General features: G+C 45.5%; 4 protein-coding genes. 2 read left to right on the top strand and 2 right to left on the bottom strand.

What is annotated here, in order from left to right; genetic code table 11:
* Positions 1-18: 18 nt before the first annotated feature.
* Positions 19-939 (bottom strand): Rpn family recombination-promoting nuclease/putative transposase, encoded by a 921-nt coding sequence (locus HNP76_RS13270; protein ID WP_184661342.1) that lies wholly within the window; start codon positions 937-939, stop codon positions 19-21.
* A 228-nt stretch (positions 940-1,167) separates the two neighbouring features.
* Here HNP76_RS13270 and HNP76_RS13265 point away from each other — a divergent pair, with 228 nt between their 5' ends.
* Positions 1,168-13,137 (top strand): Ig-like domain repeat protein, encoded by an 11,970-nt coding sequence (locus tag HNP76_RS13265; RefSeq protein ID WP_184661340.1) that lies wholly within the window; start codon positions 1,168-1,170, stop codon positions 13,135-13,137.
* A gap of 66 nt (positions 13,138-13,203) precedes the next feature.
* On the opposite strand, the gene HNP76_RS13260 is transcribed toward HNP76_RS13265, so the two are convergent.
* Positions 13,204-14,451, bottom strand: coding sequence for a hypothetical protein (locus tag HNP76_RS13260; RefSeq protein ID WP_184661338.1), 1,248 nt, complete (start codon positions 14,449-14,451; stop codon positions 13,204-13,206).
* A gap of 130 nt (positions 14,452-14,581) precedes the next feature.
* On the opposite strand from HNP76_RS13260, the gene HNP76_RS13255 reads away from it, so the two are divergent.
* A complete protein-coding gene (locus tag HNP76_RS13255; protein ID WP_184661336.1) occupies positions 14,582-16,999 on the top strand; it encodes a putative glycoside hydrolase in 2,418 nt (805 codons plus the stop codon).
* Positions 17,000-17,002: the final 3 nt, after the last annotated feature.

The following is a 17,002-nucleotide window of genomic DNA, read 5'->3' as shown; positions in this document are numbered from 1 at the left end:
TAAACAATCACCGCCACATTATTTGACGTCAATTTCATCCTTGACTTCCTCTTTTAGAGCCAGTACCTGTTTCAGTGGAAGGGCAACAGCTTGAGCAATTTGCTCTGGAGTGCCAAGATTCATCCGAAGCAAATTCTTCGCGTTGGCAATGGCAGTATTTAGCGCTCCTTCCTTGCGGCCACGTTCCAGACCTTTTTGTTCATGAGCAATATAACCCGAGCGGATGTCGCGTTCACGGCCTTCAATTTGCCCCTGGATTATCCATCGCCAGCGTTCCTGGCTTAGTTTGCTTAGCGTAGTTTCTGCTGCCATGATGCCCTCCTCACTTTTTACAAGTCGGTTCAACAAATCCTTCTTTTCCGGATTATCCGCTTCCTTTAAGAATTTACACCACTTTACGATGCTTGGCAAGTTTTCCTCAGCGTTTTCTTCATTTAGAGGCGGAATCTTGGAAAGCTCGATGAAAATTATGTTCAGCGTGTCTGAAAGTCTTGCTCCATCCTTAATGTCCGTCATCGTGTAGTGATGGATTGCTTCATCTTTGTCTTTATCATATTTGAAGTTTAAAACGGAAATCTGATAGGCCTTTGGAACCTTGCTCCAATCATCACCGACTTCAAGCGTTGAACTTACAAGCCGGGAGACGTAATATTCCGCCCGCTTTCCGTAGTCATATTCCCTGTCAAAGCCCTGAAGTTCAATCTGTGCGTTTTCGCCGTCATCAAAAGTGCAGTTGATGTCGTAGCTGATGCCGCGCTGTTCCGCGTATTCTTTCGCCGGTTCGTTTTCAATGACCTTGACCTTTGTAACTTGCCGCCCAATCGCCGCTGTCAGGAAAGATTTTAGAGCCTTTCGCGAATCTTCGGTCGGCTGAGTAAAAATCGCCTTGAAGTTGGGATCAAGACGAGGATTCAATAGTTTTGTAATTTTCTTTTTCATAAAAACTCCTTTTGAATAAATATGTGTAAGCTCTTTTTCCTTACACATATTAATTGCCAAAATTTTTTCGTTTTCGGCAATGTAAAAGCAAAAAAGTCAAAAAATTTAACAAATTTCTTAAAATTTTATGAATTTTTTAAGAAAAAGCTTTAAGATTCGTTAAAGTATTAGATATAATGTTTCGATAAGGAAATACCCGAAAATGTTTCTTCTTTGCTGGAGGTTAATATGAAAAGGAACTTTATATCTTATTTCATCTTTGTTTTCATTATTATTTCTTTGGGGGCACTTCTTTCATCTTGTGGTGAAGAATCTGGTCTGGGCAGCGCGATTGATACGAAAGCTCCGGTTCTTTCTATTGATTACCCGAAAGCTTCTGGTTCTGCAATCCGGGACAGCTTTATCCTGGCCGGTTCTGTTTCTGATGATAAGTCTATTTCTTACATCACTGTTTCCGTAAAAAGTCTTGATGACGGTGGCAAAATTTCTGAAAAATATTTTGCTGATTATGACATTTCTAAAAACCGCTGGTGGATTGACGTCAATAAATATGATTCCGGCAATCAATTCTATCACAACGGCTGGCAATATCCTGACGGAAAATACGAATTCAGTGTCACGGCCTTTGATAATGCCGGCAATAATTCCGGAACTTACTCAAAAACTTTTGAAATCGACAACACTCCGCCTCTTTTCATCATTTCAAATCCGGGCGTCATAAAAAAGACCGGCCTGAGTCCTTCAGCTTACGGTTCGATTTTTACGATTGACGGCACGATTTCTGACAATCACACGATTACTTACATGGACGTAAAGATTTTCGATGCTGACGGTGTTTGCGTTTCATCAGAATCCTACGAGGGCTCAAATATTCCTTTCTACCGCGAGGAAGACATTGCGACTGCCGGCGGTACCAGCGTTCAGATTGCCCAGTACGGAAATCAGGCTTCAAACAGCCGCTATTCCCAGCTTCATCCCCTTGAAACCGGCACCGAATATTACTATGCCGAAATCAAGCTGACTGACTCTACTAAGGTTTACAAAAATCCCTGGGATGACGGTTCGCGAAATGCCGCTACTAAAGAGGCTGACGAGCTTGGAAATTCAACTTCTTCCCTCTATCTTTACGACGATGTTTATTCTTCCCTGATCAGCAGCAAAAAGGGGCTTGGTCTCAGTGCCTCAAATCTCAAGGATATTATCTCCGGCGTTTATGACGGTGATTTGGACCGTGATGAAATTCTTGCCATGCTTGAAGAAAAAAGATACGACACTTCTGATTCAAGTGGCACGGAACCCATGGCAAACAAGCTTGCTTTCTCACTCAACCCGGAGGCAAATCCGACTTACATTGTAAACGGCTTTGAATTCGGTTTTAATCCCGACGATCCCCTTCAGTCTGCCTCAACCGGAAACACTGTTTCTGTAACAATTTCTGCTGGTCTCGACGGAACAAACATCGCTCCTGAAAACGTGCGTGTATGGATGAAGACTTTGTCTTCCCGCCCTTCAGATCCCGAGCCGATAAAGGCCGACCTGAATCAGCTTGAAAAGGAAGTTGAAGCCCTTGAGCGGGAAGAAACTGAATTCATGGATGCCATTCACCAGACTGAAGAAAATCCTGCGACAAAAATCAGCATAAACGGCGACTCATGGAAACTTATCTACGATTATTCACTCAATAACTCAAAGGGAAATTCCGTAGTCACAAAAACTTTCAGCGTTACCCTGCCGGAAGGAATCGAAATGTCAAAATACTACATTCTTGGCATAAGCGGCTACGATATCGATGACGTTGAATTCTCCCAGAAAGTTGTCTATGGCTTTGAGGGAAACACGGCGGGCATTCCTCCGATTATATCTTTTGAGAGCCCGCGAAACCTTTCTGTCTGGCCTGACTTTGAAAAGCCGGAATTCCAGGGTACAGCCGTAATTTCATCATCGGCGCTTTATATCACTGAGCTTTCCGCAGAAGTTAGAATCACTGACGAATCAAGTAACGCCCTCATCGGGGAATATAGCGACAAAATAAGCTGCATGATTGAAAACGAAGCAAAAATCTGGACGGAGTCTGAAACTAAGGCTTTGACCTGGAACTCTTCGGAAGAAAAATGGCATCTTGATGCGGCAAAATTCACCGGCTTAATCGAAAAATTCAATCAGGCTGAGCAGACTGGCCTTCACTGGCTTGCAACCGTTAAAATCACAGGAAAATCTTCCTCAGCCCATGAAGGCGAAGCAGTTCAGAGCATTCACATCGACACGGTAAAGCCAAAAGTCGTCATTTCTTCGATTAATCCAAGCGTAATCGGCCAGGACTATTTCGGAGCCGGGGATTCAAACATCTACCTCAACGGCAAAATCACAATCGTGGGCAACGTCGAGGACCTGAATCTTTCTGATGACGAGGATGCGGTTTCCTATGATATTCTCGCAAGCATTGGAGATTCTCAGCCCCGCTCAATCCTTTCGGAACTTATTGCAAAAAAAAAGGAACTTGGACTTGATGACACTTCTCAGGACGGAAATTTTGACGGAAAACTGGGAAAAGTCTTCTCAATCAACATTCCGATAGATACGAACATAATCACAAAATTTTTCGGCGACAGCGACCAGAAGATTCAGACTGAATTTGTCGTGACTGCAAAAGACAAGGCCGGAAACGTGGGAACTTATTCCTCAAAACTGCTGAATTCGACTTCTGAAAATCCAGAAGGAAAGAATTTCGTGATTCATCAGGAGACTAACCGCCCAAAAATCACGCTTGGAAATGCGGATTGCGACATCACTGAGGAAAGCGGCATCGAGGAAGGAAAAAACCTCTTCGGAATCACCAACAATAACAGGCTTCAGATTGCCGTTTCTGACGATGATTCTATTGTCGATTACGAGATTTTCATCTGGAAGGCGGGAAGCCAGCAGCCGGAAAAACCTGCAAAAACTGAAATGCCGGCCAAAACTTCGGACTCAATCAATTATGTCCTGCCGACTGAACCTGGAACTTACAACGTAAAGATTGTCGCCAGGGACTTCATCCGTTCTGAGACAAACGGCGACGAAAACAATGCGACCGGAATCAATGTCACAGGTCCTTTCGCCATCGGTGTAGATTCAGGTGCTCCGGTTTTGCGGGTCACGGCCCCTTCAAACAATTCTTGGATTTCTGCTAATACTGACATTGCCCTTGCCGGTACTGTTTCAAAGCTGGTCGGACTGACCGTTTCTGGCTATGTTTATAGCGTGATTGATGGCCAGCGGGTAAAAGCCTGTGAAGTCATGGATATTGCCATCGACGAAAATGAAAACGCCGACAAGACTTATTCCTTCACTGGAAAATTCAAGCTTCCAGAAGGTGCCTACGGAAAATATCTTCTTCACATCGAGGCAAAAGACATTTACAAGCAGGAGTCTCACGTTGACCTCGATATCGGCGTTGATAAAAGCGCTCCAGCCTGGGTTGAAGATTACGAAAAATCTCCTTTCATGGTAAATAAAAAGCCTTATTCCCACACGGAAGGGGAGGGCGGCCACAGCTGGTATAATGCGGAATCCCTTTTGTTCTCAGGCGCCTGGAAAGAGCCTCAGTCTGAGAGTGGAATCGAATCCGTTTATTGGAAGGTGGTAAAAGCCGGTGAAGAGGACGTCGCTCCTTCAAAAGTTTCCGACTTCCAGAATTCTTTTGTGACCAAGCGGGATGAAGAAAGCGACTTTGAAACTTTCGCGCAAAACCTGGGGGAATTCATCGTAAATAATGATGAAGATGGAAATGCCCGGCCAAACATCGTTTACATGATGGCTTCAGATATTGCCGGAAATCACAGCGAGGTCAAGAAATTCTACATCTATATTGATTCTGAGTCTCCTTCCTTTGAATCAGACAGAACCGGCACCCAGTATTCAAACAAAAAGCTGCCGATTGAAGTGACTGGAAGTGCAACTGATGATGCGGCTGGTCTTGCTTCGGTCAAGCTTACGATTTTCGAGGACAATACTTCAAAGCCTCTTAAAATTTCAGAAGACGTAAGTGAAATTTCTGCAACTATTACGTCCGCAAGCGGTGCAAGTGACGTAAACCGAAAAAAATGGACGGCGACAATTCCTCAGGCCTTCCTTGCAACGCTTCAGGAAAAGCCTTACGCCGTAAAAGCGACGATTCTGGACAAGGCCGGAAACAAATCAGCCTCAACGATTTTCAGAATTGATGTTGATGCGGTTGATCCGGAAGTAAAAAATATTTCACTTTCCGACGAATCTGAGGTCTACTCTGTCTTTAGGACGACAGAAAACGAGGCTCCGGTCTTCTATGCCCATAACGGAGATAATTTCTCATTGACTGGTTCCGTTCAGGATGCAAAGGCCGGAATTGAATCAATCAAAATCTATGCCGACTTAAACCTGAACGATGCAAATCCTGTCCCGATAAAGACTGTGACGGCCCTTCCGGTTTATAACCTCGACCTTTCTTCTTCAAAATACCCCGGAGATTCAGTCAAGCTGACCTTAGTGGCTACAGACCATGCGGGCAACGAAAAGAGACATGAACTTTCCGTAAAATTCGACAACATTGCCCCAAAAGGAATTCACGCAATCGATGCAAACCGAAAGGACCTCTTCTTCAGGATTGGCGAGCTTGCAAACGATGACATTTCTTCTTCAGATGCACTCTGGAATGACGATCTGGACAAGGACGTAGGCGGCAAATATTCTGACGGAACCTACGGAAACGCAAGCACGGTCAAAATCCGCGGTGCTTTCCGGGAAAACGGCAGCGGTCTTGCAATGATTTACTACAGGCTGATTTCCGGCGAGCGGGGAAATGCCGCAATCCGCTCAGAAGCTGACTCCTTTATTGCAAATTACAAGGAACTTGCAGACGGATACTTTGCACCACTGGCTAAGGAAAAATATGAGGAAAAGAGGGTATTCTATACCCCGAAAGCAGACGGAAAACTCACGAACGAGGACGACGATGAAATTGAATTCAACGAGTCAAATACTGATTATGAGAATTTCGCAAAAGACTTCGCAAGCCTCGGAGCCGGCAAAAAATCTTATGCCACGGTTACAGCCAATTATGACAACGTAATTTCAGGCTTCGCTGTCGGCAAAAACTACCTCTTCCTTGTGGCCGTTGACAATGTTGGAAACGCCCTTCTCGACGGAATAAAGCTTAAGGATAATTCGGCTGATGCTCAAAACGGATATCTCATGCACCCGGATATTTCAATCAACGTGGACAATCAGGTTCCTCTTGCCAGCCGAACGAAAGCTGAGGGGGAGGCCGACATCTTCTACACCAACAAGGAAGCCGGCTCAAAAATCACAATCACCGGAATTGCCTCTGACGCAGATGCCGGACTTAGAAGCATAGTCATCAAAAACGGAGAAAAGGAAATCTCTGAAAAAGACGGCGAATACGGAAAAATCGAGATTACTTCTCCTGCAAATGCAAAATCTGGCGACAAAAACTGGAGCTGGAAGGCTGAAATCAAGGCCGACAAATTCTTTGCAGACTCCCCGGACGGCTCGACATCAATTTCGGCAATCGTAACTGATGATGCAGGCGTGGGTAACTCACAGACCGTAAACCTTGCGACCCTCATCATCGATACGGATGATCCGACAGTCAGTCTGGACACGCCAAAAGATGCTGAGCCTTCAACAAGCGACATAATTGAAATCAACGGCGAGATGACTCTTTCTGGAAGCGTAAAGGACGGAAACACCCTGCCCGAAAACGATTCTGACGAAAAGAGCAATACGATTAAGCATCTTCGCTACGCAAAATTTGATGCAAAACCTTCTGCGCCTCCTGCAAATGACAGCACTTCTTGGCAGGAAAGCTCTGGACTTACAATTAAGGGTAGCTACACATTCACCGCGTCAGGCTTTAACACGACTTCCTATGAGGACGAAAAATTCTACTACATTCAGGCTGTGGGCGAGGACAAATCAGGCAACACGGGCTATTCTCCGGCCCTGCTCGTAAAAATTTCCCAGGACACTGACCGGCCGAAAGTTAAAATCAACAACCTCAATCCAAACGGTTCATCTTACATCCTCAAGTACGGAAGCAATGCCCAGGTAACGGGAACAATCACGGACGATGACTCAACAAATTCTTCGACAATCAAAAAACTCTTCATCACGGAAAGCGAATACACAGGAAGCGGAAGCGAACCCATAAATCTTGCAAACAGCACCGGAGACTTTACTTTCCAGCCTTCAGACACGGAAGACGGAGTAAAATCCTTCTACATTTATATAGAAGATAATGAAGGGGGAAAATTCTACACGACGGCGACAGCGGCAACAGGCAGACCGAATGTCGGAAATCCAAAGATTTATGTAAAGGGCTCTGCCGCCAGCGAAAGCGTAAATAAGGAAAAATTTACTTACAGTTCGGACGGAACCAACCCTGTCGTTAAGCTGGGCGAAGGACTTCCTTACGCGACAGAAACTTCAGACGTCGCAAAGGACGACAGCGGAAATGAATTTGCCTTAACGACGAGCGCAAAAGCGACCTCTAATGCAACCTTGAATGCAAGCTTCAATGCGGGCGGAAACTCAAGAAGGTTCGTAAAATTGTATTTCACGGCCTGGGATGCGAGCGGAATCGCAGGAATGACCGTCGAACTCAAAAAAGAAGACGAGACTTCAATCATCAAGCTGACTACGGCAGCAAAAATCGGTGATTTGGAAATGACTGACTGCACTTTAAGCGGCACTTTCACGCCATCTTCTTCGGGAGAGAGCGACGCAAGCTGGAGTACGGACTTTATCGACCTTGAAAATGCCGGAACCGGTCAGCTTTCAGTTTCTGTAACCCCTTATGACAATGCCGCCCTCTCAGGAAACGGAGCATTCCAGATAAATGTTGACAATACGGCTCCGACAATCGAAATCCGCTCTCCGACTTCCGGCGATGAAGTTTCCGGCTCAGTCTCAATTGCAGGAACGGCAAGCGACACGGGAATTGCCGGCAGCAAGGACATTCAGTGGCTTGTTCCAACTGTAGACGAGCTAAACACCTACAATTCAAAAACTACAGACAAGGACAAGCTTGATTACCTCAAGAGTCTCAGCTGGAAGGGCGGAAGCTCAGCCCTTGCCCATGCATCTTCCGTAACGGCCTGGCAGTTTGACTTCGACGGAAACAAAAATGACAAGTTCGACTCTTATGATTCAGAAACATACGCCGGAGAAAACATTACCAGCGACGGAGTTTACACGCTCCCGGTCTTCTTCCTTGCGACTGACGATTTGGACAACTGCTCGGCAAAAACAGACTTTGTCATCAGGCACAACCCGGACGCAGACAAACCGAAACTTGAATTCTCTTACCCGAATAAAGAAAATTACGTCTCAGAAACGGAAAGATATGCAGTCCTGGGTGGAACTATTCGCGCTACAGGCTCGGCAGAAATTCCTTCCCGAACGACTACGGTCAATTCAATCTACTTCCAGATTGCAGATGAAAATGCCCTCTTCACAGGAAAGGCGGAGGCATCAGTAGAAGGAACAGATTCTTACAAGGCACAAAATTATTATCATTACACGGTCGTAAGTGCTTATGATGTTCTCAGGGAAGTCACCGGAAATCAGTCGATAACTTCTTCAACTGAAATCAGCGAGGACCACTTAAAGGCATACGGCTTCAAGTCAAATGACGATCTCAAGAATTGGTGGGGAATCAAGGCCAGCGGAACCGGTGCATGGAACATCAAGCTCAACGAAAATGGTGAGCTGAATCCAGATAGCGGAACAAGAAATATTACAATCCGTGCCTGCGGTGTAAACGCTGAGGGCAAATTCGGTGCATGGACAAGCGGAGACAACCTGATTGCAATTCACATCGACAATAAGGCTCCTGTAATCTCTGCTGAAATCGACAAATACGGTGACGGAAGCTCAGCAATTTCGGCCTGTCCTTCAGTCGCCCCTGCATCAAGCAAAGTTTATGAAGCTGACATGTACCTCAAAGGATGCTGGACTCTTGTCGCGAGCCTGCTCGATGATACTTCGGTTAAGGATTATACAGTCTTCAAAAACGGCACTTCTCTCTCAAAAGGCAGCGACTTCTTTGTTAAAGAAGGTATTTCCAATTCTGATAACTCAAAGAAGGGAGTCAGACTTTACATTCCGATTCCAAAAGATTCTGCTAACGTCAAAATCAAAATCAACGCAACTGATGAGGAACACAGCGCCTCACAGGAATTCAGCTTCAATATTGATGAAATTGCCCCGACTTTGGACAGTCTTTCTGGAAACGGCACCCTCTTCAAAAAAGCTGACGGCACAAGCGATTTCTCTTCAATCGAAAATTCCGACTACAGGTTCACGATTGCAGGCTCTTCCATGGATGAAGGTTCCGGCCTGGAAAATGTCGTCTTCTATTACATGCGAAAAAATGAAGTGACTAGAACGACTGGAACATTCTCGAAAGAAGTGGTCATGGATCCAATGATTACGAGCGGAACTGATGATTCCAAAGTTGAGATGGAAAATCTTGAAAAACTTGAATTTACTCAGGGAAGTGAAAAATTCTATCTTTACGCAAAAGAATATACTGGAAGTGCCTCGGCAGAAACCTTTACGGCGGCTTCTCTTGCAGCTGATTCTTATGTGAGGGTAGGCGGCCTCATTCAGATTGACGGCGTACTCCGAAGAATCACTAAAATCAACTCAAGTACAGTTACCTTTACACCGTCTCTGGCTGCGGCAAAAGAAAGCATATCTGCATATTTCCCGATTGCCCAGGTAATTGACAACAGCGCAACCGAAAAACTTAGAAGCTATGCAGGCACTTCTTTTGATTTTGAGAAAGGCGATGACGGCGACGGAATGCCTGAATCATTCTCAAAAATTGGAAAGACCTGGACCTGGGACGCAACAATTCACTCGGACAATATGCCGGACGGTCCTATCAGCCTTGTAATCCTCGCTTTCGACAAAGCCGGAAACGTAGCCGGTCAGACTGTCAACACGAATATTACGAATAATGCACCGCGCCTTGCAAAACTCTTCCTCTCAACCGACTTGAACGACAACAATGACTTTGAGACAAACGAGTTCGAGGAATACAGCGTCATCGGAAAGACAGGACTTGCTCAGTCAAGCTATACAATTGATTTTGCAAATTTTGGAAATGAATTTGGAGCAGGTCCTTTCACAGCAAAGAACAAACTTGCCGTCGTCCCGGAAATCGTGGGCGGAAACAAGACAATCAGGCTGGTCGCAAAGAAGGATGCCTCAAATGAAGATGCAGTAAGTGGAAGCGGCTCGGATCTCCTTGCTTCAATTGCAGGCAAAAAAGCGACCGGCACTTCCGCAACAAGCCTCACGAATGTGGCCGAAAGCCAGAAATATAAAATCTCGGCCGACAAATTCTGCGCAAGTGCAAAAAACAACAATTTCTACGCCTATGTCCTCGAAAACAGCCAGCTCACAGGCATCACGAACTTTGATGAAAACAAAGAAACTGATGACGGCCGGACAGAAAATGAGAAAGGGGATGGTTCAGACAAGAATTTCTCATTTACATTCTGGGATGAAACCGAAGAAACCAGCCCAGGCTATGATTCTCAGAAAGCCATTGTCCTTGTCAAGGGATTTACATTCGACCTCACTGACGGAACAAAGCCGACGGTTGTAGTGAACCCATTCTACTGGCAGAACCTCAATTCAAATTCTATCTATGATTCTTCCGCTGCAGAAAAAGTGGGTGACCTGAAGGGACACATCGAACTTGAGAATGACATCAAAGGTATTTCCGCAATAACTTCTTCCCTTGGAGATGATCCAAAAGTTTCGGGAAAAATCACGTTTACAGGAACCGCCTACGACGAACATTCCCTGGCTTCCCTCAAATTCTCATTCGGCAATGGAAGTGTAACGCCTTTCAATAATGAAGTAATCGCTACTTACAAGAACGAAAATTCCGTCTGGGAGCTTTACGACGGCACTTCTTCTAAATCGATAGATAGTGACGGCTACGAAGCAAAAATTGAAGTCGTCAAAACTGAAAACGGCAGGACAATTGATACCTACGGAGTATTCGACGACAAAGTCTACTTCGGCCAGAAAGGCCACAAAATTTTCTGGACACTGAGCATCAACACGGAGAAAGTGAGTACCGTGGCTGCTAAGGACATGGTTCTTACAGTTACAGCAATAGACCGGGCGGGTAACGTCAGTGATGAAACAAAACTTTCCGCTCCGACAGTCAGTGAAAACTATATTCCGGGGCAGGAACTTTCTAATATTGTTACATATAAAGTAGACGATGGCGAGACAAACAAGCCGATTTACCAGATGGACGTTGTTCCTTACATCACGAAGGTTTCTACAAAATTAGCTTCTCTAAAAGCCAATAATCCTAGCGTGTATGCCCGGACTGCAAAAGGTCATTATCCTGTTAAAAATGATGAGACCATGGAATTTACTGGATTTAACCTGGGAACTAACACAAGCCTTGCGATTTCAAGTCTCGCGACCTCCGGCAAATACAATCTTACAGTAAATGAAATTCCGGCCCTCAATAACTTAAACAACAACAATTCTAAGGGTGCTTACGTTTATTCAGAGACAATTGGAATTACAGGAAATACGACAGCCTATAACAACTACTACAACCGACAGCCGAACGGGGACAACAACAATTTGCTGACGGATGATGTGGTAATTGACATCTGGCAGTTCAAGGATGCTGGTATCTCTCAGACTTCTGGTTACATCACTGAGCCAATAATGAAGATTAACCCTAAGAACGGTATGCTGAACTTCGGATTTAACTCAGGCCCTGCAAACTACTGTATGGCAAACGGACAGGACACCTCTTACACAACTTGGGTAGGAAACTTTGCCCGCTTCACTAGCTGTGGATTTACCGTTGATGAAAACGGAAATACTCATGGCATTACCGTTGGTCTGGATACAAATCCGGGAGATAATGGTAGTGCAGGACGTCTTGCATATATGACAAGTTTATGGGGTAAAGGTGAATTGGCTACATCAGGTAACTATGAGGGATTACATGAATCTCGTATTGATAATATCGGAGCTCCGTCTGGAACATACAACGGTGTAAACTTCTCTGGGTTCGTTTTCTTGGAAGACAGATTTGCGTCACCTTCACTTACAACGACCGTTCATGGAAGTGATACTTATGTATTCCTTGCATACTATGATGATTTGAATGCTGAAATTCGATTTAAATGGGGAAACCTGACTAATGCCACGGTAGGTGCATATACTGATAGGGGATATACATTTGATCAATTTGCAGATCAAATGAATTGGGGCTTGGACTGGAATTCTCATAAAGCATTTGATTCAAATTCAAAGCCTGAATATTTCAGCACTATAGCGTCTCCAAGCATGACAGCAAAAGCCGGAACCTATGTTTCTATTGATGTAATTAAGGGAACGACTGTTTCTGATGATGTAATTGTCGCAACCTGGTATGATGCGAGTGTAAATTCCTGGTGGTACAGTTACAAGAAGAGTCCGTGCAATGATAATGATTTAGGTTCTACTACAGGTGACGGTTATTGGGCTACACCTGTTTCGCTTAGGGCTGATGCCGGAGAAAATTGTCAGATTGCGGTTGATAAAGCTGGAGGTATCCATATTGCATCTTATGACGGAGCCAAAGCGGATTTGCTGTATGCTTATCTTTCAAGTTATGATGATAATACTCCTCAGGTCGTGACAGTTGATGCCTACGCATTTACAGGAACTAACATCAGGCTGGACACGGCAGTTTCTGCTGATGGAAAATATGTGATTCCTTACATCGGCTACTACATGAGTTCTACGCAGAAGCCTAAAATGGCATGTCTTGAGAATGTGATTTCTGCTTCTTCTGAAAAAGTAAAAAGGGAAGCTGTGACTCTCAGTGCTGGTGTTGATGTTTCTACTGAAGCCGTTACAGGATTGTGGGAGTCTACGATTATTCCTACAACAAGTCGTTTTGCAGATAACTACGGCTACAGCTATGTAAACATAGGCTTGTATAAGGATGCTGATGGCAAGGCTCAAAATATGACTGGAACTGATGAGGCCTATACTAATAATTCGGGACTTAAAAGCACAAATACCGCAAAAATCTACGGTAACGGCACTGCAAACCCAGTCTTAGGCTATGCGACACGTATTGGAACTCGCGGTCATATCGAAACCGCCCAGATGAAGTAAACTCTCCCGTCTCAGCCGGCTTTCCAATGATTGCACGGCTGGGGCTAGAGAATTTTCTTTAGAAATTTAGTTTTTAATTCTTGCTGCGATTTCAGCGGCAATGGCTGTTTTCTGCTGCTTTGTGAGGTAGGCTTCGTTGCTCAGGCCTGGAAGCGGAACTGTTGTGGCTGCTATCCAGTAGCGGGCGTCGTCGGACTGCTTGTCCGGTGTGCGGCACTGGGCGAGAACCGGGGCGAGTCCTGTTGCCCGGCTCAGTGATTCCTGATATTCCGGGGTTACGAGGGCTGCAAGAAGGGCCTCAGTTTTTGGCGATTTCAGCATTGGAACGGCGTAGTAAGTCTTGCCTGTGAAAATTCTTGAATTGGCTCCATGCTCAGAAGGGAAATAAATCGAAGTGTAGCGCGAGATTGTTTTTTGTGCGCAGGCCCGGTGATTTTCCAGTGTCATGAACAAAACGCTTGAAAGGCGGCTTGAAGCAAAGGCCTCGACATCGTTCTGCTGGAGTGAGAAAGTTCCCGGATGGATGAAACCGAATTTGTACCAAGATTTGAGCTGTTTTACGCTGGTTGCAAGCGGTGAATCCGGTTCGTCACAGAGTTTGATTGCGGCCCGAACAGGATTGTCCGTCGTCTGAATGATTTTTGCAGCCGCATTGTAAGATTCAGTGCCGTCGATTGATTCTGCCATGGCTCCCATAAGGTCCAAAAGCAAATCCGGGTTGCCGCCAGCGAAAATCATCGGCGATTCCTTTTTGCGTTTCTGCTCACGCATGAATTTTTCTACATCGTTCCATGTGTTAATGTACTTTGTATTTGAACTCTGGAATTCTGCCAGGTCAACGTCAACTTCGAAATGGCTTGAAAGAATCGGAAGGGCTGTGATTTTGCCGTCATTGACCTGAACACCAGCCCTCATTGAAGAAGTCATGCCCGGTGTCAAATCTATCGGAAGGGCTGCCTTGCCGGAAGCCTTGTCTACGGCCGTTTTAACCGGGAAGCCTGAGCCTGTGATGATGATGTTAGGCTTTTTGGTGAGGGGAATCTGTTCCTTGAGGGACTTTTCGGCGTTGTATTCAACGTAAAATACCTGAAGATTCTGGGCTGAAGCGGCCTTGTTTATGACCTCAGTGATGCCCTGTCGTTGTTTTTCTTCTATTTTATAGAATGCGATTGTGAAATTCTTTGAGGGCTTGAAGAGGATTACGGCACCCGCAATCAGCAGTAAGAGGAGGGCTGAAGATGCTGCAATCAATATTTTTTTATTTTTTGGACTGATACTTTTTTTTGATTTTTTGGTTTCCTTTAAGTTTTTCATTCTTCTATTATTAAACAAAAATTCTTAGAATTCAAGCCATGAATATGTGAATTCGTACCACAAAAATTCCGATAGTCTAGATATGCGCATTTTATTTTCAATTTTTCTTTTATTTTCATTTACTTCTTGTATGGCCACTGCTAAGGCTGATGACAACTCGATTTATAAACTGCCCGAAATTTCTCCTGAGTCCCAAAGTGATTCCCCGTCATCTGGATTCATTCTTGCGGGAAGTGAAAGCGGATTGTACAAGATAAACGCAAATAAGACCGCAATTCCCCTCTGGCAGGGCGGAAAAGTTTCAAAAATTGTACGCGCCGATGACAAAAAATCTGGAAAAACACGCTGGTATCTCCTTTCAAACGAGGGAATTCTTTCTTCTGATGATTTGGAGTCATTTGAATTCAAAAACGAAGGACTCCCATTCCTTACAATTAAACAGTGGGACGGAACGAAGGCAACTTTCATAAAACAGCCCGCGCAACTTAAAGATTTGTCCGTTCACCCGACCAATCCTGACATCCTCGTCACCGCAACAAAAGATGACGTTTACATAACTTACAACGGCGGAGTCAACTGGAAATGCCTGGGCTCAACTTCTGCCTCAACTTCAGGAATCAAGGCTGTCGCAGTCTGTGACATGAACAGGCCCAACACTGGAAAAGCGGCCGTTACAAACGCAGACGGAAGCGTAACTCCTGCCGAAGCCCCGCAGACTGATCTGGTCGTTTTCATGGCCCACACGATTTTCGGTTTCTCTTACTGCAAGCCCATCTCAAAAAAAGTCACATGGAAGGACTGCAACGGCGGCTTCGAGAACATGAAGACCCAGACTTACCCGGACGAAATTGCTGACATCCTGCCTGTGGTTTTCTCTGATGAAAACGGTTTTCCTGTCACTGAAGTTTTCGTTTCTCAGTCTTACTTGCCGAGAATTTACCGCTTTGACTGGAAACGCGACCGCGGAGAACTCCTTTTTGCTGGAAGCGAGCCTCTGGAAACAATCGACTCTCTTTTCTGGGATGGAAGCCGCCTCTTGTACACTAAGACTGGTGAAATTTCAGCTTACAATCCTGTTACAAAGACTACTGACATACTTCCACCTGAATATGATAAATGGAAGCCTTGCTTTAACGCCCTCGGAAAATCCGACACTCTTTACACGGCATGGATTCCTTCTGCTGATGAAAAAAATCCCGGCCTCACTCTCGGTGAACTCTGGCTCTTGTATCCTAACGACGTGAACAATAAATACGCCTCAAAGGCTCTTGACCGAAAGGCTGTCTATGTTCAGGCCCACAAACTGATGACTGAAAAGGGAATCAATCAGTACAAAAAAATCATCAGGGACAACAAGCTTGACGCCATGGTTATCGACATGAAGGACGACTACGGCGGAATCCGGTTTGACCCTAAAGACCCTCTGATTCAGAAAAAGGGCTATATTTCACGCTACAAAATCGACATCGATACATTCGTGCCTGCAATGAAGGAGCAGGGAATCTATCTTGTTGCACGAATCGTTACATTCAAAGATAAAAATCTCGCCGGCTACGACAAAAAACAGTACGCAGTCTGGGACAAGACCCTCAACCGCCCATGGATGGGAATTCAGGGCTGGGAAAAAGTCAAGGACGAAGAAGGAAACGAGACCGGCGAAACTAAAACCCTCTATTATGACGAGGCCTGGGTTGACCCGTATTCGCCGGAAGTCTGGGAATACAACGTTCACATTGCTCAGGAACTGATTGCCCGCGGCTTCGACGAGATTCAGTTTGACTACATCCGCTTCCCGACTGACGGAAAGAACATGGCAAACGCCCAGTTCCGCTGGCGAAGTGAGGGTATGGACAAGGAAAGCGCCCTGGTTTCATTCCTGCGCTATGTCCGTGCAAACATTGACGCTCCGATTGGAATCGACATTTACGGCGCAAACGGCTGGTACCGCTCAGGCACCCGAACAGGCCAGGACGTTGAGCTTCTTGCTGAATATGTTGACGTCGTCTGCCCGATGTTCTATCCGAGCCACTTCGAGCAGTCTTTCTTGAATTATGCTCCTGCAAGCGAAAGACCTTACCGCGTCTACTACTATGGAACTTACAGAAATACAGTAATCGGCCGCAACAAGCTGATTATCCGCCCTTGGGTTCAGGCCTTCTACCTCAACGTAAGCTATGACCGGGCCTGGTACAACAAGAATTATGTAACCCAGCAGGTTTACGGAGTCCGTGACAGCGTTAACCGGGGCTACATGTACTGGAACGGAATGTGCCGCTATGACGACATTTCTCCGGATGTGGGCGATGAAAAATATCCGGGCCCATCGTATGAAGCCGATGCGAAATACAAAAAACCGGCTCTCTCAGGCGGCTCAAAGACAGACGAGCTTCTGATGAACGACGGCCAGACCCGCACCACAAAGACAAGTGACACTGCCGCCTGGGATTCAATTCGTGCGCAGGAGGAGCGGGAACGCATGAAGGAAAAAAGCGGCTTTCCCAAGCTGAGTGACATCTCAAAGCTCTGGCAGGCCTACAGCGAAAGTTAGGAA

The organism is Treponema ruminis, from assembly GCF_014201975.1.
In the GTDB taxonomy this organism is placed as follows: Bacteria; Spirochaetota; Spirochaetia; order Treponematales; family Treponemataceae; genus Treponema_D; species Treponema_D ruminis.
The sequence above is the reverse complement of the archived record's forward strand: the minus strand, read 5'-3'. Positions and strand labels throughout refer to the sequence as shown.

Coding starts and splice junctions, on each gene's coding strand:
- HNP76_RS13270 (WP_184661342.1), bottom strand. CDS start 939: ATGAAAAAGAAAATTACAAAACTATTGAATCCTCGTCTTGATCCCAAC.
- HNP76_RS13265 (WP_184661340.1), top strand. CDS start 1,168: ATGAAAAGGAACTTTATATCTTATTTCATCTTTGTTTTCATTATTATT.
- HNP76_RS13260 (WP_184661338.1), bottom strand. CDS start 14,451: ATGAAAAACTTAAAGGAAACCAAAAAATCAAAAAAAAGTATCAGTCCA.
- HNP76_RS13255 (WP_184661336.1), top strand. CDS start 14,582: ATGGCCACTGCTAAGGCTGATGACAACTCGATTTATAAACTGCCCGAA.